18 protein-coding genes and 1 tRNA gene are annotated in these 19,816 nt (G+C 37.2%); 9 read left to right on the forward strand and 10 right to left on the reverse strand.

Annotated elements, in window-relative coordinates; all coding sequences use genetic code 11:
- Together H6F39_RS06935 and H6F39_RS06940 are read left to right on the forward strand one after the other, a co-directional pair.
- On the forward strand, positions 1–699 hold the full coding sequence (locus H6F39_RS06935; protein WP_190372463.1) for a response regulator transcription factor: 699 nt from the start codon (positions 1–3) through the stop codon (positions 697–699).
- A 182-nt stretch (positions 700–881) separates the two neighbouring features.
- Entirely contained in the window at positions 882–1,187 is a 306-nt protein-coding gene (locus H6F39_RS06940) for a hypothetical protein (RefSeq protein WP_190372464.1), read from the forward strand.
- Positions 1,188–1,388: 201 nt separating this feature from the next.
- Here H6F39_RS06940 and H6F39_RS06945 read toward each other — a convergent pair.
- From H6F39_RS06945 to pds, 3 genes are all read right to left on the reverse strand, one after another.
- Positions 1,389–1,476 (reverse strand) — tRNA-Ser (locus H6F39_RS06945).
- A gap of 117 nt (positions 1,477–1,593) precedes the next feature.
- On the reverse strand, positions 1,594–2,526 hold the full coding sequence (crtB, locus tag H6F39_RS06950; RefSeq protein WP_190372465.1) for a 15-cis-phytoene synthase CrtB: 933 nt from the start codon (positions 2,524–2,526) through the stop codon (positions 1,594–1,596).
- Entirely contained in the window at positions 2,510–3,970 is a 1,461-nt protein-coding gene (pds, locus tag H6F39_RS06955; protein WP_190396443.1) for a 15-cis-phytoene desaturase, read from the reverse strand. Before pds ends, crtB begins: the two co-directional genes overlap by 17 nt.
- Positions 3,971–4,534: 564 nt before the next feature.
- Here pds and H6F39_RS06960 point away from each other — a divergent pair.
- Complete coding sequence (locus tag H6F39_RS06960; protein ID WP_190396444.1) at positions 4,535–4,933, forward strand: hypothetical protein; 399 nt, start codon at positions 4,535–4,537, stop codon at positions 4,931–4,933.
- Here the strand turns inward: H6F39_RS06960 and H6F39_RS06965 are convergent.
- Positions 4,905–6,011 (reverse strand): IS630 family transposase, encoded by a 1,107-nt coding sequence (locus H6F39_RS06965; protein ID WP_190396445.1) that lies wholly within the window; start codon positions 6,009–6,011, stop codon positions 4,905–4,907. The two genes, H6F39_RS06960 and H6F39_RS06965, sit on opposite strands and share 29 nt — an antisense overlap.
- A gap of 139 nt (positions 6,012–6,150) precedes the next feature.
- On the opposite strand from H6F39_RS06965, the gene H6F39_RS21105 reads away from it, so the two are divergent.
- Both H6F39_RS21105 and nagZ read left to right on the forward strand, forming a co-directional pair.
- Positions 6,151–6,963, forward strand: coding sequence for a septal ring lytic transglycosylase RlpA family protein (locus H6F39_RS21105; protein ID WP_370539370.1), 813 nt, complete (start codon positions 6,151–6,153; stop codon positions 6,961–6,963).
- A 333-nt stretch (positions 6,964–7,296) separates the two neighbouring features.
- Positions 7,297–8,382, forward strand: a complete 1,086-nt coding sequence (gene nagZ / locus H6F39_RS06975) for a beta-N-acetylhexosaminidase (protein WP_190396446.1) — start codon at positions 7,297–7,299, stop codon at positions 8,380–8,382.
- Positions 8,383–8,637: 255 nt separating this feature from the next.
- On the opposite strand, the gene H6F39_RS06980 is transcribed toward nagZ, so the two are convergent.
- A complete protein-coding gene (locus H6F39_RS06980; protein ID WP_242028618.1) occupies positions 8,638–10,377 on the reverse strand; it encodes an AAA family ATPase in 1,740 nt (579 codons plus the stop codon).
- A 306-nt stretch (positions 10,378–10,683) separates the two neighbouring features.
- Here H6F39_RS06980 and H6F39_RS06985 point away from each other — a divergent pair, with 306 nt between their 5' ends.
- Together H6F39_RS06985 and H6F39_RS06990 are read left to right on the forward strand one after the other, a co-directional pair.
- Positions 10,684–10,914, forward strand: coding sequence for a hypothetical protein (locus H6F39_RS06985; protein WP_137908800.1), 231 nt, complete (start codon positions 10,684–10,686; stop codon positions 10,912–10,914).
- Positions 10,911–11,180, forward strand: coding sequence for a hypothetical protein (locus H6F39_RS06990; RefSeq protein WP_190372467.1), 270 nt, complete (start codon positions 10,911–10,913; stop codon positions 11,178–11,180). Before H6F39_RS06985 ends, H6F39_RS06990 begins: the two co-directional genes overlap by 4 nt.
- Here the strand turns inward: H6F39_RS06990 and H6F39_RS06995 are convergent.
- Positions 11,175–11,432 carry a hypothetical protein gene (locus H6F39_RS06995; RefSeq protein WP_236097159.1) on the reverse strand — a complete coding sequence of 86 codons (258 nt, stop codon included), beginning with the start codon at positions 11,430–11,432 and terminating at the stop codon, positions 11,175–11,177. The two genes, H6F39_RS06990 and H6F39_RS06995, sit on opposite strands and share 6 nt — an antisense overlap.
- Before the next feature lie 59 nt (positions 11,433–11,491).
- On the reverse strand, positions 11,492–13,168 hold the full coding sequence (gene mutL / locus H6F39_RS07000) for a DNA mismatch repair endonuclease MutL (protein WP_137908825.1): 1,677 nt from the start codon (positions 13,166–13,168) through the stop codon (positions 11,492–11,494).
- A 171-nt stretch (positions 13,169–13,339) separates the two neighbouring features.
- Between mutL and H6F39_RS07005 the strand changes: the two genes are divergently transcribed.
- Positions 13,340–13,675 (forward strand): rhodanese-like domain-containing protein, encoded by a 336-nt coding sequence (locus tag H6F39_RS07005; protein ID WP_137908802.1) that lies wholly within the window; start codon positions 13,340–13,342, stop codon positions 13,673–13,675.
- A 120-nt stretch (positions 13,676–13,795) separates the two neighbouring features.
- Here H6F39_RS07005 and H6F39_RS07010 read toward each other — a convergent pair whose 3' ends face one another.
- Positions 13,796–14,494, reverse strand: coding sequence for a response regulator transcription factor (locus H6F39_RS07010; protein ID WP_137908803.1), 699 nt, complete (start codon positions 14,492–14,494; stop codon positions 13,796–13,798).
- A 743-nt stretch (positions 14,495–15,237) separates the two neighbouring features.
- Between H6F39_RS07010 and H6F39_RS07015 the strand changes: the two genes are divergently transcribed.
- Positions 15,238–15,867, forward strand: coding sequence for a CPP1-like family protein (locus H6F39_RS07015; RefSeq protein ID WP_137908804.1), 630 nt, complete (start codon positions 15,238–15,240; stop codon positions 15,865–15,867).
- Between the two features lie 48 nt (positions 15,868–15,915).
- On the opposite strand, the gene H6F39_RS07020 is transcribed toward H6F39_RS07015, so the two are convergent.
- Both H6F39_RS07020 and sbcC read right to left on the reverse strand, forming a co-directional pair.
- Positions 15,916–16,593, reverse strand: a complete 678-nt coding sequence (locus tag H6F39_RS07020) for an HAD family hydrolase (protein WP_137908805.1) — start codon at positions 16,591–16,593, stop codon at positions 15,916–15,918.
- Positions 16,594–16,648: 55 nt separating this feature from the next.
- Positions 16,649–19,675 (reverse strand): exonuclease subunit SbcC, encoded by a 3,027-nt coding sequence (sbcC, locus tag H6F39_RS07025; protein WP_190372468.1) that lies wholly within the window; start codon positions 19,673–19,675, stop codon positions 16,649–16,651.
- Positions 19,676–19,816: the final 141 nt, after the last annotated feature.

Below are 19,816 nucleotides of genomic sequence, written 5' to 3' on the forward strand. Positions count from 1 at the left end.
ATGCGAATTCTCATCGTTGAAGATGATACTCAATTAGCAGAGGTATTAACAGAAGCTTTAACCAACCGCCATTATATCGTAGATGTAGCTAGAGACGGCGAAGAAGCTTGGGATTTAGCCGAGTCTATGAAGTATAATTTATTTATTCTAGATGTCACACTACCCAAACTGGACGGAATGAAATTCTGTCAACGCTTACGTAATACTAGCACCACCAACCCAGCATATCGCAATTCAGGTGTACCCGTCCTCATGTTAACAGCCCGTGATACAATATCGGACAAAATTGCTGGCTTGGACGCGGGTGCGGATGATTATGTTTCCAAACCATTTGACTTAGAAGAATTAATGGCTCGTATCCGCGCTTTACTCAGACGCGGTAATTCGACAATTACAGTCGGTTTATCCTGGGGTAAACTACATTTGAATCAAAGTACCTATGAAGCTACTTATGATACTTACACCATTTCCTTAACTGCAAAAGAATTTGCTATTTTAGAATTATTGATGGCCAATGGCAGACGAGTATTAAGTCGTTCTGGTATTATTGAACAAGTTTGGTCAATAGACGACTCTCCCGCAGAAGAAACTCTTAGGTCTCACATTCGTTCTCTGCGTCAAAAACTCAGAGTTATAGGTGCTTCAGAAGATTTAATTCAAACAGTTCATGGCTTAGGTTATCGTCTCAAAGAGGAATAATACCTCTTGAGATAGAGTTTTTATTTTACCTAATATTTTACAAGCAAGGGACTGTATTTTCATCTGCACAAATTTTGCACAAATCCTGCACGGTAATTGCATATATAGGTTCTATAATGTTGTTCTGTTCAGATGTGAATAAAGGAGGTTAAACATAGATGGATGTCACTAGGGAAAAAAACATGAAATTACAGTACCCATATTATGGTTGGTTAATTGAAATCATACCATCATCAAAAGGTTACATTTTTCAGTGTTGGATAGAAGATGAGCAAATCGGTATTAGCGATAATCATGTTTATCATAGTAAGTCTCAGGCTGTTAGAGCGGCTAGAAAAAGAGCAAAACTAGAATCTACAACTTTTGCAATCATTCAATTGTTGCATGAGTTTAACGAAAATTATCATATCAACGCCCAGGAATATACATCCCTGCTAAATTCCATTGTCCGCTTTAGCAATTTTGCAAGTCAAGTTAAAGATGCTTAAAAGACTAAATATTTTAGTCCTTAAATAAAATACAGGGTGTCAGAAATCAACGTTTTTGGATTTGAGGAAATCTAATTTTTTATGAACACCAAAAAAGAAGGTCGTGGTAGCGGTAGGTTGAAACCAACCCCTTAATTCCACTAGCTTTGACGCTCCCCACCCTAAAGAGGGATGGGGTATTGCGGCGATTCTTGATAAAAACGGAGAGGGAGGGATTCGAACCCTCGAAGGGATATAATCCCTTAACAGATTAGCAATCTGCCGCTTTCGACCACTCAGCCACCTCTCCAGTCATGTTTAACAATGTTATCAGAAGTTTTTGGGCTTGTCAATAGTTATTTTGTTAAAAAATTAAATGACCATTGACCATTGACCAATGACCAATGACCAATGACCAATAAACAAGTTATAGCACTTGCGATCGCATCCAGGCTGCCGGCAAGGTGCGTAACTTTTTCCATTGAGGAACATAAGCTCGCTGACTGAACACATCATAATCATTGCGCTCAATCATTTCTAAAATCTGCTCATAGAGCATAGATGCAGACCAGACAGGCCACCGAGCATCAGCAGCGAGATAACTAATACCTTTATCTGCTTGAATATAGAATTGACGGGCGCGATCAATTTGAAACCGCATCAGTGAACGCCAGCGGTCATCAACTACGCCCTGGATACATTCTTCCTCAGTGTAATTAAATTTGGCCAAATCTTCCAAGGGAATATAGATGCGGCCGCGACGGGCATCCTCACCGACATCACGGAGGATGTTCGTAAGTTGGTTAGCAATTCCCAAAGCGATCGCTTCTTCTATGGGAAGATAGGGCTGTTGGTTTTGATGCCAAGGGGCTGTATAGATGCTATTATCTACACCCATAATCGTTGTTGACATCAAACCTACAGTTCCCGCTACCCGGTAGCAGTAGAGGTATAAATCCTCAAAAGTTTCATAGCGACTACGATGCAAATCCATGCGCTGACCAGCAATCATATCCCGAAAGGGTTGAATGTCTAAAGGAAAGCGTTGGAGGGTATCTACTAACGCTACATCAAAATTATCCAAAGGGCAGCCCGCAAAAATCGCCTCCAGTTGATTTTCCCATAGTTCTAGGGTTTCTGGCGTGGTGATAGCGGAGGCAGGACCATCCACTAATTCATCTGTACGGCGACACCAGGCATAAATTGCCCAAACAGATTGACGCTTGGCCGGACTCATCAGCATTGTACCCAAATAAAAAGTCTTAGCGTACTTAGCAGTGAGTTCCCGACAAAGCTTGTATGACTCATCTATAGAGACCAGCGTTTTCATGCGCGGGGGGGAATCAGGCAGTTGCAGCATTCGTGGCGGGCGGTCGGGTTGGCGTTTGCAGGTGAGAGGGATTTGCTACCGTCAGCGCTTGAGAAATGGCCTGCGCTGTTAGTTTACCAGAAAGTACCGCCCCTTCCATACTGGCGAGATAACGTTGCATTGTATAATCCCCAGTCAGATAGAAATTAGAAATGGGGGTTTGTTGGGAAGGACGGTACTCTTGGCGACCTGGGGTAGCTTTGTAAACTGAACGCGGTGTTTTCACCACATGATATTTCAGTATTTTTGTAGGATTATCTCCCCCAAAGTGTTGGGGAAAGAGTTTTTCTAATTCGCTAATAGTTGCAGCGACGATTTCCTCATCGGATTTAGATATCCAATCTGCGGCTGGTGCTAGAACTAATTCCAACATTGAACGGTCAGGATTGGCATATTCACGACAAGTATTACTCATGTCAGCATAAACGCTCAGGAGTGGAGACCGGGAAAATAGTAGATGATCAATATCTGTTAATTTGCGATCAAACCAGATATGAACATTAATCACTGGTACACCTTCTAAACCGTTTAATTGTTGGAAAAATGGCATTTCTTTCCACGCATTGGGTAAAATCGGCTTTAAAGGGTCAACAGGTAGGGCAGATACATAAATATCCGCTGTGAGTATTTCATCTTCTGCCCCGTTCAAGCCCCGCAATAGGAATCCTTTAACAGTTCCATCCTCATTGAGTAAAATCTCTTTTAAAGGCACATTCAGACGTACCTCACCACCCCTTTCAGTAATGTGGTCAATAATTGGCTGACACAATCTTTCTGTGGGTGAACCGTCTAGGAAGGCCATTTTTGAGCCGTTTTTCTCTTGCAGGAAGCGATTCAAGGCTGTTAATAAGACCGTGGCAGAAATTTCCTCTGGGTTAATGAAGTTCAAAGCTTTGGACATAGCAATAAATACTTCTTTTTCTACCCGGGGCGGAACGTTTTGTTTTTGCAACCACTCCCGGAAAGAATATTTGTCCATTTCTTCCACGTACTTTTGCCCTTGCAGTATGGCTGGTAGTAACCCGATACCAAAACTGATTTTCTCCGCCCAGGTTAGCATATCGTTGTTTCTCAGAATGGCAATGACACCATTTATAGGTGCCGGTAAATCTGGGAAATCAAAACGGCTGTAAGTTCCTGGGGAATCAGGTTGATTAAAGATCATTGTGTGTTCTTTCCACTGCAACCGATCTTCAATGTCTAATTCTTTGAATAACTGCAACATATTGGGATAGGCCCCAAAAAAAATGTGCAGCCCCGTTTCGTACCAATCACCATCAGCATCCTTCCACGCGGCCACCTTCCCCCCAATTACGTCTCGACGCTCCAAAACAATGGGGGTGTAACCTTGATCCGTTAGATATTTTGCACAGGAAAGTCCTGCTAGACCCCCTCCTGCGATGGCTACGCTGCACTTCGTGAATGCTACTTGCATTTAACCTACTGTTCTTTAATATTTCTTAATTGTTTTGTCGTTCTCATTATACGTTGCAATCCTTTACATTTGCCGTTTCCTCTCTGAATTACCTCCTAAAAAATTTCCCCCCACTGCCACTAACTATGTAATTTACTTACACATTAAGTAATTTAATTAACTAAATATTTTTTATAGAAAAATATTTGGTGTAGTTTATATCTCAATTTCCATCCGTGCATTTTTTCGGCTAACTGCTGATTACAAATACAAAAGCCAGTTTTTGATTTATGTATTTAGACGTAAATTATGTCTCTAAATCAGTAAGCTAAATAGCGAAAATTATGAGCATTAATAAGCAAAAATTTGGGAAATACTCCTAATTACCGCAAATATATTTAAAATTCTTATCAATTTAAATAGCCATGGCGTTATATGATGATCCCAGACAGTTTAATCATCATTAAATCTGAAATTTAATTATGTAATTACCAAAAATTTGTCTCTTGTTTAATAAAACCTTTTTTGTTTAATCTGGGCATATTTACCCGGAAATTTAGCATCTATTTCCACAATAACTAAACTATGATATCAAACGGAATACTATGGTTAACATCCTTTACGGGTGGTACTTTCATGTTGACAGCTTTACCAATGGGGTTGGCATCCCCAACACAATTTACAGCTAATTTAGTCAAGGATCAGCATCAATTTTTGACAAATGCTCAACAACATAAAAATGCTTGGCAAAAAATCTTCATATCAAAAACTCTCTTCACTTTTGATTGGATAAATAAACAATTAGCATCACATCGAGATGCCGCCATTATCCCAGATTTGACAACATTCAAGGCCAAAGAAACAAAATTTTGTTCCCCTGTGCCAGAAAATATAGCTGCACAAACTCCTTGGAAAAATGTTACTAACTCTGTATTAAGCTGTTACGCAGCTAAATTTAATAAACTGCATTACCTTTATTTTTAATTTTGCGCTCCCATTTAATAATAAGACCTCCTTCATTTAGCAATTTATTTAACAATTCTTCTAGCTGTGATACGGATTCAAATAATCTATGAGCTATATATTCTTTTGCGGAATGCCAAACCAGTTCAATTAAATTATAATCTGGACTATATGGTGGTAAAAATTCCAAAATAATATTTGGCATTTTTGCTTCAATCTGAGCTAAAATATCTTTTCTTTTATGAAAACTAGCATTATCTAAGATAATAACTATTTTGGCAGCATTATTCTCAAAACTTTCGATTTGATTCCCTTGTTCTATCCATTCTTGTCTTAGAAAATTATTCAATGATGTCAACTGTTCATAAAAAACATCTGCGTTTCCCTTCTTAATCACAAAATTAATTCTTTTTTTGTCATGATAACGCAACCCTCCCATAATATTTACTCTTCCTCTTCTTCTTTGTCCTGTGACCTTTTTTCTGTTACCTTTCTTTCCCCATGTTTTTCTTCTTATCACTCTTAAACTAAATCCACTTTCATCCCAAAACCATACCTGTAAACGCTCTGGAGCAATATTCGTTATTTTTAAATATTCTGCTAATTTTTCTTTAAATAATTTCCGTTTCTCTGGATTCTGTTTGTCTTCTAGGCTGTACCTTGCCCAAAGGTAAACGTACTTTTTTTTCGCTAAAATTCTCCCTACCTGAGAACCACTTAACTTAATTCCTGTTGCTGATTCTAGATATGTTGCCAATCTAGCTGCTGTCCAACGACCAAATTCATATCCATATTCTGTCGGCTCTTTTTCTATTATTTCTAATAACAAATTCTCATATTCTTTAGTCACTTTACGGAAGTTACCTTCTCTTCTTCCATCCAAAAAACTTTCTAGGTTATCAGGATCTCCATGCACCGCCCAATATGCTACTGTTGGATATGCAATATCTAAAAAATCACTAATTTCTTGGTAAGTTTTGCCGTCATTCATCAATAATAAAATAAGAACCTTCTCTCTTATATAGGGATTTTCTTGCTCTTTAAGGGTTTTTAATAGCCTTTCCTTCTGCTTTTGAGATAGATGATTTTTTGCTGGCATACTTCCCTAGCGATAGCGAAGCGCTCCGTAGGAATCGCTTATTTAGTTAACACCCTATTATACAATCAAGCTGCACAACAGCTTAGTTAAATTCACCCAGTTTAGTGTTCCCAAACTCGATTTTTCACCTCCTACTGTTGTGCGATCGCTCCAAAGCTTCTTTAATGTCATTAACAATGCAGTAGAGCAAAATGGCAGTTACGATTATGCACCAGTATTAATTGTCAAGCGTAGTGTATCTAATTATGAAGTATGGGTTAATAACAACTTTGTTGCTAGACTCCCTGATCGCATTACAGCTAATGCTTTACAAAACCGCTTACAGCAATTAGTGAAATCACCAAAAGTACAACCTACAGAAATACAACCTGGTTTAGTGGATAAAACTCCGTCCCTCATGGTAGGTACTCGCTTACTATTTGCAATTGAACGAAAACTGTCCGCTCAACTTGGTCGCAGCGGTGACATATTAGCCCTGGAATGGACTAACAATCTCCGCATAGCCCTGCATACCGAACCCTTGACGCTAATACAAGGACAAATGGCAATGTATGGATTAGAGTCTTCAACCACAAAACTTTCTGGATTAGCTTCTTGGTATGGCGGCTATTTTCATGGTCGCTTAACAGCAAATGGTGAAATATATAATCAAGATGATTTCACAGTTGCCCATCGTACCCTACCTTTTAATACATACTTAAAAGTCACAAACTTAGAAAATAATAAATCCGTAATTGTGCGTGTTAATGACCGTGGCCCCTACATTGCACCCAGAAGCCTGGATTTATCTCGAACAGCGGCTCGTTGTCTCGATAGTGAACATACTGGAGTCGTAGCTTATCAGGCTGTGGTTTTACAACAAAATGCGCCACAAATGACCTTGAAACCATTGTCACCAAAAACACAATATCTGGCTAATACAAAAAGCGAGATCTTGGTTTCTCGGTTTTAGTAAAAATCATCCTTAAATCCCCGACATCTTGAAGAAGTTGGGGTTGGAAACTGTAACTTAAATTCTAGCCAGATGTAGACAAACTTGCCGGAATGTACTATGATTATCGTTATCCAGATATGTCTATACTTGGGTAGTTTTGGATAAGTTTTATAGAGTGGATCTATTTGCTATCATAAAATGATAAATTGCCAGGAGCTTTTGATTGATCAGCTAAAAAGTACCTAATTTATATATTTTGTATATATTTGGGCGGGCTAGAAGCCCACCCCACAAGAGTTAGAATCCATATTCTGATCCAGTTTAGCTGCAAAACAACTAATCAAACTAATTATGTCAACATCTCAATCATCACCAAGCTTTGGTAATCATCTAATTTTGGGTATTTCTGGAACTACTTTAAATGATGATGATAAACGGGTATTAAATGAATTAAAACCCATTGGTGTCATCTTTTTCGGGAAAAATTTCCTCGACGGTGTACCCTATACAATTTGGTTAGAAAACTTTAAAAACCTCATTGATGAAATTCGTCAATATACCGAACGTGATTTCATGTTTACTACTTTAGATCATGAAGGTGGCCGAGTAGTGCGGACTCCTTTACCCATTACCCGTTTCCCTCATGCTTATTTATTACAATCTCACGCTTTTGAAGTTGCTAAAGCCACAGCTAGAGAATTAAAATCTCTGGGAATTAATCTTTCTTGGTCTCCGGTTGCGGATATTTTCTCAAATCCCCAAAACCCGATTATTGGACCCCGTGCGTTTGGAATTACACCGGAAAAAACTAGTCAATGTGTGCGGGAATATTACCAAGGATTGCGAGAAGAGGGAATTTTAGGTTGTGCTAAACACTTTCCTGGCCATGGAGATACTAGCACAGATTCCCATTTGGAATTACCAATATTAAATTTGAGTTGGGAAGATTTACGAAACCGGGAATTGATTCCTTTTCAAACATTAATTCAGGCACAAATTCCGTTAATCATGACAGCACATATTTTGTTTCCGCAAATTGATCCACAAGTACCAGCAACGTTATCTAAAATCATTTTAAATGATATTTTACGAAAAGAGTTAGGTTTTCAAGGTGTGATAGTTTCCGATGATTTAGATATGAAAGCTGTATCAGAAATGTTTATGAAAACGGGAACGGTAGCGCGGGCTTTTCATGCTGGTTGTGATTTGTTTATCGTTTCTCGCAATATCAATTCTTCTTCTTTGGAACGGACATATAAAATAGCTCAGGATTTTTCTGCTAGTTTAAATAATGGTAGTTTGGATATAGCAGTGGTGGAAGCAGCGCGGGAGAGGGTGGAAAATTTATTGCGGGTAACTCCTCAATATCCGGTTTCGACTCTTGATAAGGAGACGTTGATGAAGAATGCGGAATTGGCTATAAGTTGTTGTTTGTAGGGGGATTGAATTTTTAACGAACCACAGAGGCACAGAGAGCGCAGAGGAAGAGAACAAGAGAAATATTCAAGATGTTTAGTTAATTATGTTTACTCAAACATTCTTTTAACTCTTTTGCTAGTTCAGATAAGAATGCTGGCTGATGTTTAATTAGCCATTCGGTAAGTTTGTAAGAATGCTTAGTTTTTCTAAATTCTAATAGATTCTGACAGAATTTTTGAAACAAATTTTCAAGAATATTCGCCCCGTGAATCTTCAACAACCAATTATCATCAGAAACGTCTTCTTTTTTGATACCTGGAAGTAAATTGCTTTTTTCCTGCTTAATAATATCCAGATATTCTTGAATTTAGGTGTCTCTAGCCATTTAGCCTCTTGGTTAATTATTGCTGATATGGCTTCTGCATTCAGTAAATAATTTTCATACATGGGTAAATTCAAAAATGTAAAATTTCTCTTTTCTAATTCTTTAATCTTTGCTTCTGTCTTATTTTCTCTATCAAATATAAATCCAATTGCTGGTGGAAATAAACTTGCTCCAGTTGTAAGTTTTTTGTATACTTCAGCAACAAGATCAGAATGTTTTCCATCCAAAAGAGCATCTGTACTATTAACAGATAAAATTTTAAGCCCCCTCAAGGGAATTTTGGCTAATTCTTCCAATATCAACGGAAAACATTTTTCCTCAGTCGGACCTTCTACCCAAAGGATATTATCAGCACCAAAAACGTCAGATAATCTAATTCCCAGTTCATCTAATATTTCATTTTGTGATTCTATATCTTTTGTATCTATTCTTAATGCAGTTGTTTGACAATTTTCACATTGCAGTTTAATAATATTAGATGGATTAGCTGCTGTAATAATTTCTGGTGAATGAGTAGCAATAAAATATTGATGTTGGGGAAATTGTTTAATAGTCTCTATCAGCTTTCTTGCTGCACCTGGATGTAAAAATGATTGTGGTTCATCAATAATTATTGTTCTAGGTTCGTGAATAGAAGAAACTAGGATATATACAATTGCTAAGACTTGACTAACGCCACTTCCGCATGAAGATAGAGGTAGTGCTAAATCACCTCTACGATGTTTAATACTATCTTTATTCCAAACCAGTATTTCCAAATCTGAATTATCTCTTAATGCTACAGTAATTGACTCTATTTCAGGCAGAATATTTGAAACTAATTCAGTAAAATAATCAAACATTCCACGATTTTCACTATTTAATCTAAAAAGAACTTCAGCAAGATTAGAAGCATCTGGTTTTAATTCACTCTTGGTTATAACTTCAGTTCTCTGAATGTTAAGTTTATAAGTACCAATATTTAAACGTTCAGCTTTAAACTTATAAATACGACTTACAAAAGTATCAAATAGTTTCTTACCAATGCTTTCATTAATTGTTCCCTTTGATTCTTCGCAATCATCATGGTAAAAATCTTCGATAATCATTTCATTATTGTCGAAGAATATTTTATAAAATCTCCCATTAAAATCTTCATTATAATCATAACTATACGATTCAAAATTAAGTAATTTCTGTAGACTTGTATGATTTAAATTGATGTTTCTATAAATACATAAACTTATATCAATAGAATCCGAATTTTCTAAGAAAGTTTTAAATTCACTCAAGTCACGAAGCAAACAACCATATAAATACTTTCCATACTTTATTTTATATTCTTCTGGAGAATCCTCAGAATTTTGATAGTCCAGTGAAAGCATTTCAATATAATTTTCATCTAATTTAGGTGCTGGAATACCAAGATCAGGAGACATCTGTTTCATAAAACTTAGTAATTCTTCTTTTTCAATATTCCAAATAATTTCTATTCTCGATTTTTCTTCTAACCTCGAACTTTTATTTGGCAATGTCTTGATACTTCTATGCGGATGATCTTCAAAATCCAAAGTCAGCACCTCAAGTAAAGATGTTTTACCTGCATTATTTCGTCCAACAATAATATTGACACCTGGTGAAAATTCCATTTCTCCAGAGTCGTAATAAGACTTATAATTAAATACTTGTAACTTCTTGATATACATTTGATTTCATTTATTTATTGAGTTAATTCTATTATTGACAATTTAACTTAATTTGACAAGTAAAATCAAATAAACTCAGTATAGCAGCGTGTTAGATGCTTGATAGATGTAAATTAAGGGAGAGTTAGCGAAGCTTACCGTAAGTATCGCTTGTTTTGGGGTTGTGAGGCGCATAAGGGCAGCAAAGCGCATTATTAATTCAAATACTTGATATCATAGCTAGTAAAAGGCAATTCAAATTTCTAAACCATGACTGAATTACTACAGCAAGTTATTTCAGAAATTGAAAAATTACCAGCAGAAGAACAAAATGCAATTGCTACCCGTCTTCTCGCAGAAATCAAAAATGAGCAAGGTTGGAAAATTCGTTTTGCAGCTACAACAGATAATCAGTGGGATAGTATAGCTGAAATGGTGCGTCAGGAAATAGCATCTGGTGAGATTACTCCTCTCGATGAAGTTTTTCCCCCTCAACCATGAAGTCAAGCGTAACAAATACATTTCGTCAGCAACTTGGTCAACTTCCTGCAACAGTTAGGAAACAAGCAACTAAAACATACCGCTTGTGGCGTTTTGACCCTTATCATAATAGTCTTCAGTTTAAAAAAGTGAGTCAGCGTCAACCAATATACTCCGCTCGTGTGGGAATCAACTATCGCGTTCTCGGATTATTAGAGGAAGATCATATCTACTGGTTTTGGATAGGTACTCATGCTGAGTATGATGAGTTACTTCAGCGATTATAAAAAGACAAAATTTTCCATCAACGTATTCAGCGAAATTCCTTTTAAACTCGCTAACTCTGCTAAATATTCAATCCGTTGTGCTTGCTGTTTTTCAATCTGTTCAGTTAAGCGCAATAATTCTTTATATTCATCATTGCTAAGAGTTTTTACATCTCTTTTAGCGATTAAATTGTTGTAAGATTTTTGAATATCTAACGGAATACCCTGATTAATCTTTAACAATAATTCTGACTCCCGTTGCATTGTTGACATAATTTTTTATCTCATCAACTAATATATGAATATTATCATCCGTTCGGTTAAAAAATACTTCAAATCCCATGACTTTTCCCAATTACCCAATTACGTCGGAAAAACCGCGCTAGTGCTGATTCTTCCAAAGATAAATAAATTGGTCTACCATGGGGACAAGTGCGCGGGTTGCGGGTACGTTGCCAATTATCTAATAAGGTCTGCATTTCTGGTAAACTCATTTTTGTGCCATTACGAATTGCACTCCGACAAGCAACTGCAATTTGAGCAGTTTGTAAGTCTCCCCCCCAACTTAATTCTAAAATTGCCTCAGCACAATCTTCTCTTTGTTTTAACATGGTTGGGATGTTCCGCACGCAAAAAATTTTATCACCAAATGGTTCTATATCTAAACCAATACGTTCTAATTGGGAAACCTGCGCTGGTGATAATTGATAAATAATAATTGGGGTTTCTACAGGTACTAATTGCCAGTGATCACATAATTGTTCATATAATACTCGTTCATGGGCTATATGTTGTTCTACTAACCACATTCCCCCAGAATGTTCAGCAACTATATAAGTATTACTCAGTTGAGCAATTGCTTTTAAATGGTTTTGAGTTTCATTGTTTTCAGAATTTTGAGAATTTTGAGAATTTTGAGAATTGAATCTATATTCACCTTTAGATTCTGCTACTTTTAATAAATTACTAATTCTGCTAGTGTGAACTGATTCTTTAATATTAGTTTCGGAAATCCTCAGAGATTTGTTGATAGCTGCGGTAATTTGTTCTTGCCAAAAAGGTAGATCATGCAGATATATTTCTGTTTTGGCTGGGTGGCGATTCCAGTTAATTTGCTCAGGAGGAATATGCAAATGTAAAAAACACACGGGATAGCGATCGCGTGGTAATGTTTTATGGAAAGCTGATAAGATATTCTGTTCTAATTCTGGTGATTTAATTATCCTGCCATTAATTGCCACTTTCACCCAATCCAAACGATGACGATGACATCTATCTGGTAAACCTATCACTAAATGTAAAGACGAATTTTCCAGATTTGGTATTTCTAAATTCACTTCATATAAATCATCTTGTCGGACTTGAGGAAGAATTTGCGGAATTAATTTTCCCACGGTTGGTGCGGGACAAATTGTAAACCATTCTTTGTCATTTTGCCACACTTGATAATGAACATGAGGATGACATAAAGCTATTTGTTGAATTATCCCTTGTACAGCTTTTAATTGCTGATTTGTCGCGGGTAAACCTTGACGACGGGCTGTACAATTAGCAAATAAATTATTCACTGTCACCACGGTACCAGGGGCAATAGCAGCAATATTTACTTCTGTTACTTCTCCTTCGTTATTATAAACAATTCGCCAGCCTTCACTTCCTCCTAAAGGACGACTTAAAACTTCTAAATTTGCTAACGTTGTTAAACTATGTAGTGCTTCACCACGAAATCCTAAACTGCTAATTTTCCATAAGTCTGCACTAGAATGAATTTTACTTGTACTGTGTGCAGTTGCAGCTTGTTGCAAATCATCCAAATTCATACCACAACCATTATCAGCTACCCGAACTCGCCATAATTGTGGCCATAAAGAAACTACAATGCGCGTTGCACCAGCATCTAGGGAATTTTCTACTAACTCCCTGACAACGGCCACCAAAGAGTCAATTACTTCTCCTGCCGTAATTAAATATACAACTTCTGTTGGTAAAGCTTGAATAGTAGATACCATCATGAGGAATTAAAATTAAAAATTAAGTATTTTCTAAATCTAGAAAACATTAGCCTACAATATTATGATTGCAAAAAATTAATTTCTAAATTCTGCTGTCATTCTAAAGAAATAAGAATTAATAGGGGATATTTGCTAAATTTTTTATAGATTAGACAGCACGAAAAGCTTATGAGTATTAATTTAGTTGCTGATGTTAACGACTTAAAGACCAATCTGCAATGGGGACAACCTGCTTTTACAATTATTGATGTGCGCGATCGCTCAAACTATAATCATAGCCGCATCACCGGGGCAATTTCTATCCCCCTCAATGACTTAGAACATCGCGCCCAAACTTGCTTACATAGAGAACGCCAAATTTACATTTATGGTGAAAATGACAGCCAAGCAGCACAAGCCGTCAGAACCTTACAATTCCTTGGTTTTACAACAGTAGCCGAACTTGTAGGTGGTTTACAAGCCTGGAAATCCATTAACGGCGCTACAGAAGGAACAGACGGTTAACAACTGTACTCAAATCAACCAAAAAGTTAGGCTAACCGCGTAAATTTAGTCACCACTCCCACCCCTTTCAGATGTGGAAGTGGTTAAAGTTCACAGATGGTAATCTGATTAAAACTAGTTTTACGGTGAAGTGGGGCATTCAAACTTATACCCTACACCACGTATCGTCTGGATTAACGTTGATTGGTTGGGATCTAACTCAATTTTCTTGCGAATTTGACCAATATGGACATCTACAACCCTTTGATCCCCGACGTATTCATAGTCCCAAACTTGTTGGATGAGTTCGGCCCTTCGCCAAACCCGGCCTGGATGACTAGCTAAAAAATGTAACAAGTCAAATTCCAGCGCTGTTAAAGGGATGGTCTCATTATTAACCATTACTTCCCGTCGCACAGAATCAATTATGACCTTTTCAAAGACTAAGCGCTGCTGTTCTGTATTAGCTACAACCCGCTGTCTCCTCAAAATTGCGGCTACTCTCACCTCTAATTCTCCCAAACCAAATGGCTTGGTCAGGTAATCGTCAGCACCCTTAGAAAAACCGCGAATTTTATCGGCTTCATCTGTCCTGCTAGTCAGCAGTAGCACAAATACACCACTACGATTTTGCATTTCTTGACAGAGATTAAAGCCAACTACATCTGGTAAATTCACATCCAAAATCACCAAATCGGGGTTAAATTGCTCAAATACGGCTAGGGCCATTTTACCATCTTCGGCGGACTCTACTTGATAATTTTGTTGCAGCAAAAAACGTTGGATTAAATTCCGAACCGCAGAATCGTCGTCAACTACAAGAACCTTGGCAGCAGCCATGACCATTATTTTTCACAAAAGTTCATAACATTAACAAACATGATTGCCTAAGAACCCAGGTTCTACTTTGGCAGTAATTCAATATCTACAGGGGACACAGATGATGATCCAGATTATTTGATTGACGCTCCCCACCCTATAGAGGAATGGGGCATTGCGGCAATTCTTGATAAATTAAATAAATTTTTAGATCATTTTTGGATCAATTAAACAAACTCATGCTAGTATTGTCCTCAAGGGATAAAATAATTCGTCTAATTAGTTCAAGATACAGCATATTGCAAGTCAATGAGGTAAAAGTTGGAATCACGAAGCCTTGCAGCTAAAGGGTTTTACCCCTCAAAGCTGCTGTATATGATCCAAATCTTGACAATTAAACGTTAAATATGGAATCCTTTGTATAATAAAAATATACACAAGTGTTGGAGATCATGCACTCCCTAAAATTAGAACTAAAACTTAAACAAAAGGTTCTGAGTTATATGGTTGTGCTGGTTTTTATGATTTGGTGTAGAATTATTGCATACCCATTGCCAGATCGAAATTTACTCCTGTGGCTTTAAACCCGTCCGCGGGCTGGTTTAAATCCACAGAAGCAAGCAGTAAAATCTCCTATTTATTTTAGGTTGAGTATTCTGTGTAAATTTCGTTTTTTGGATTTGTTTTGATCAATATAAAACCTAAAGTTGTTTTCTTGCAAAATAAAGAGTGCCGCTGAATTAAGGCTGAAGTAATAAACTCCCATGAGTGATCAAAGTCCCTACGAAAAAATTGGGGTATCAGAAGACGCAAGCTTCGATGAAATTCAGGAAGCTCGAAATCGCCTATTAGAAAAATATGGTGGTGAGAGTAATAGCCGAGAAGTCATTGAAGCAGCTTATGATGCGATTTTAATGGAGCGCCTGCGGATGCGCCAAGAAGGGAAAATCAAAGTACCTGAGCGAATCCGATTTCCAGAGATGCGAGTTCGTTCTATTCCCCAAGCAGGTTTAACCCCGAACCAACAAGCTCCTGAATGGCTACAAAGAAGTTTGGATAGGCCAACATTGACCGATGTGCTATTACCAGGGGTCTGTTATCTGGGTTTGGGTGCGATTAGTCTGTTTTATCCCGGTGATACTGAGCAGGTTTTGCAACTGGCATTGGTAGTTGGGGTGGGTGTTGGTGTTTACTTCCTCAATCGCAAGGAAGGCAAATTTGGTCGAGCAGTTTTATTCACGCTGGTTAGTTTAATTATCGGCTTAATTGCGGGCGGTTTAATTGCTGGCTGGATATTACCACTACTATTACCATTGATAAATTTGACAGCGAATCAATTTTCAACGCTTTTGACTTTCATATTAATCTGGTTAGTAAGTAGCTTTTTACGTTAGTTAATGGGTAATTGGTTAATGGCCGATTACCCATTATTTTTATCGCTACTACTTAAAGAGATAATCCACCACAGTTTTTAAGTCTGGAAGAATCATATCAGGTTGATATGATGCTAGTTGGGTGCGATCGCGGATACCAGACTCAACAGCAATAATTTTAATATCATGTTTTTTGGCGGCCGCGATATCGGCTTCTGTGTCCCCTACCATCCAAGTATCAGCCGCAGGGGGGAGTTCGGCTAATGCTTTAGCCATTAATAAAGGTTTATCTTCGACATCACGGGTTTTTACATAGTCATTACTGAGACAATAACGGCGGTTTTCCGGGAAAAACTCACCTAAATTGTGCTGACCAAAAGCATAGTCTAATTCTCGTACCCTCCGCATAGTCATTACAGCTAAATCAACACCAGCAGCCTGAACTTTACTAAGTGCTTGTAATGCAGTGGGGATCAAGGTATCATATTGGAAGTAGGGTAGAGTATGGACTGTTTGTTTGCGGATTTGGGTGAATTTTTGCCCTTGTTGGGCATCTAAACCCGATTTTAACGCAATTTGAAGTTCAGGAGTATGCGATCGCTTCAGTTGCCAAAATTCGGCTTTAGAAAGTTCTGTAATTGTTTGTCCCGGATATCGGGTTTTCTCTAGACACAACTGATAAACACGGTAATATCGTTCTGAAACATCCATAATTGGACCGTCAAAGTCAGTAATTAATCTCAGCATGAGTAGATAATTGAATATAGATCCCCGACTTATTGGAGAAGTCGGGGATCTGAGTTTACATTAATAATTGTAACTGTGAACCTTGCTGATTTTTACTCACTTCAATTCTAGCTTGAAACGCTTCTTTTAAGTGAGGCATATGAGTTACAGTTAAGATACAGGCAAAATCGGATGATATGGCATTAATAGCAGCAATTAGACGATCGCATCCTTCCCCATCTTGAGTACCAAAACCTTCATCTACTACTAATAATTGTAATGATGCCCCTGCTCTTTGTGCCAATAATTTGGCTAAAGCTAAACGAATAGCAAAATTAATTCTAAAAGCTTCTCCTCCCGAATAAGTTTCATAAGACCTTGTTCCCCTAGCGTCAGCAATTAAAATATCTAATGTATCTATTAATTTAGCATTTTTCTTACTGGATTTGCCACTACGTCCGGCTTTTTGGGTGATAAATTGGACGTGAAATTGATTTGCACTCAATCGAGAAAGTAATTGATTGGCCTCTGCTTCCAATTGGGGTAAAACATTTTCAATCATTAAAGCTTGAATCCCATTTTTCCCAAAAGCTTGAGCTAATTCTTGATAAACACGCTGTTGCTGTTTACAAATTTGCAATTGTTCTATTTCTTGTTCATATTGATTTTGTAAAGTTTCCAATTGCAGCGACATTTGTTTTAATTGTCCCAAATGAGAGATTTTATTATCTAGTTCTCGTCTGCGATTTGCTATTTGCTGTTCTAAATTATTAATTTGCACTGTGGGGTTAGCACTGTCAGTTAATTGTTTGACAATATCATCAATTTGTTGAGTTAATATTTCTCTTTCTTTGTCAACTCTTGCTAATGAATCTCCTAAATCTTGCCATTTATTTCTTAGTTGGGGATCTTGTTCTTGTGCCGATAATAATTGTTGATGACGTAACTGCCAACTTTGCCCTTGACGCACACTTTGACGCAGATAATTATGCTGTTCTGAACTATAGCCAATTTCCGCAATTTGCTGTTCTAGACTAGCGATTTCTCTCGCACCATCAGAATCAGTTTTTTCCTGTTGAATTTGCAATTTTAATTGAGTAATATTTGCTGTCAATTCTGGTTTTCTAGCTGCTAGTTTTTTCTGCCTTTTTATTGCTTCTTTAATTTCTCCTTGTTTAATTTCTGCCCAGCGCAATCTTTCTACCTCATTCCGAGCGAGGGCGTGATCTTGTTCACTATAATTAAGTTGTTGAATATATTGATCTAATTCTTGAATTTCTGCTTGTTTTTCCGGTGCATAATCACCAGTTTGTAAGCAAATTTCTAACTGTTCTTTTTCGGAAATAACTTGTATTAATTGTTGTTGGACATCCATTATAGCTTGTAACTGTGCTGCTAATTGTCCCCGTTGTTCCCGCAATAAATCATAACCAGATAACTTTTGGTCTATTTCCCGATATTCTTGTCTGAGTACCTGAATTTCCCGATCTGAAACCGCAATTTGTTCCCGTACTACCCAAAATTGTCCTTGGGTATCTTCATATTCTGATTGAGTTTTTTCAACAACTCGACTCCAATGATGTTCATTTAAAGGACGTTCACATAAAGGACAAGTAGCATCGGGATTTTGTAACATTTGCAGTTTTTGTTCTAGTTCTGCTAATAACTTTTCATAATCTCTTTGGTGAGCTTGTAAACGTTCAAAAAAATGTCGTCTTTCCTGTCCTTTTTCCTTGACTCTTTGCAGATAAACTCGCTTTTTATCTAGTTCTTCAATTTTCGTTTCTACCTCTGTTATTGCTTTTTCTATTTGGGGTTGACGATGATATTGATTTTCTAATTTCTTTTCCGCAGCTTGCATTTGCTCCAACCGTGCTACTAAAGTAGCATGATCCCGATCTAATTGAGTTTGCAAACTTGCCCTTTGTTGTAATAATGGTGTTACTTGCATTTGCAATTGATCTAAATTAGCTAAATGCTGACGGGCGTTATTTAATTGTAATAAAGCTGTTTCTATATCTCCAGATTTACTCAGAGTTTGGACAATTTCTAGTTCTTGCTGTTCCAAAGCTGCTAATTCTGCTTCAGCTTTTTGCAATTGGCGTTCTAAATCTTGAATTTGTTTATATAGCTGTTGTTGTTTTTGTTGTTTTGAATTGGTAGCGCGGGTATGTTGTTCAAATTTGGCCGCAAAAATTTCTTCTTGGGATCGCAAATTTTGATATTGAGTATAACCGGCTTGAATATCATTTTGTTGACTTAAAATCTTTTCTAATTCTGTTAATTGGGATTTAACAGATAATTGTTCTTGTTTTAAGCGATCGCTATCTTGGCTAAAATTATCATATCGTTGGCGCACAAAATTTAATTGTTGTTCCCAATTTTGTCTTTGATGTTGAATAACCTGTAAACTTTGTAATTGGTTATTCTCAAAAGTTTGTACCTGTTGTAAATCCTGTAGTTGCGCTTCTAACTCAGCCCGTTGGTTTTCCGTTGTTTCTCGTTCTTGGAGTTGAATTTTGATGTTTTCCAAAGAACGTTCTAATTCCTCCCCTCGTCCCTTGAAAAGTTTAGAATTGTCCTTGGCTCGTTCTTCTAACTCATCATACTGATTTAATTTTAATAATTCCGCTAAAATTTCCTTACGTTCGGTGGGACGTTTGAGCATAAACTCGTCGGCTTTCCCTTGACGCAAATAAGCAGAATTAATAAAAGTCTCATAATCTAACTTAATATGTTCGAGAATTACATCCTGAGTGGCTTTTAAACCCTTACCCGTCAAAGGACGAAACCCCGCAGGAGTTTCAATTTGAAATTCTAAAATGCTAGTTCCACCCCTGACCCGGTTGCGAATTACCCGATAAGTTTGCTGACCACTTTGGAAAGTGAAATCAATTCGGACTTCTTTTGCACCAGCATGAATTACATCATCTTCAACATTAGCACGGCTTTCACCCCAAATTGCCCAAGTGATAGCTTCTAAAAGAGAAGATTTTCCCGCACCATTAGAACCACAAATACACGCCGTATGCAAACCGCTAAAATCTAAAGCTGCATCACGGTAACTGAGAAAGTTTTTAATGATAAGTTGAACTGGAATCATTCAAGCTATTGTGCCACATTGACAATTTTGATCGTTAACAGTACAGATGCACTTTTTGTTAGTTTAGCTATCTAGTAGGCATATTTCTAGTTTTAAAGACATCAATTTTACAAAAATTTACAATCTCAAGACAATTTTTTT

It is taken from the genome of Dolichospermum sp. FACHB-1250 (assembly GCF_014696335.1).
GTDB lineage: Bacteria > Cyanobacteriota > Cyanobacteriia > Cyanobacteriales > Nostocaceae > Dolichospermum > Dolichospermum planctonicum.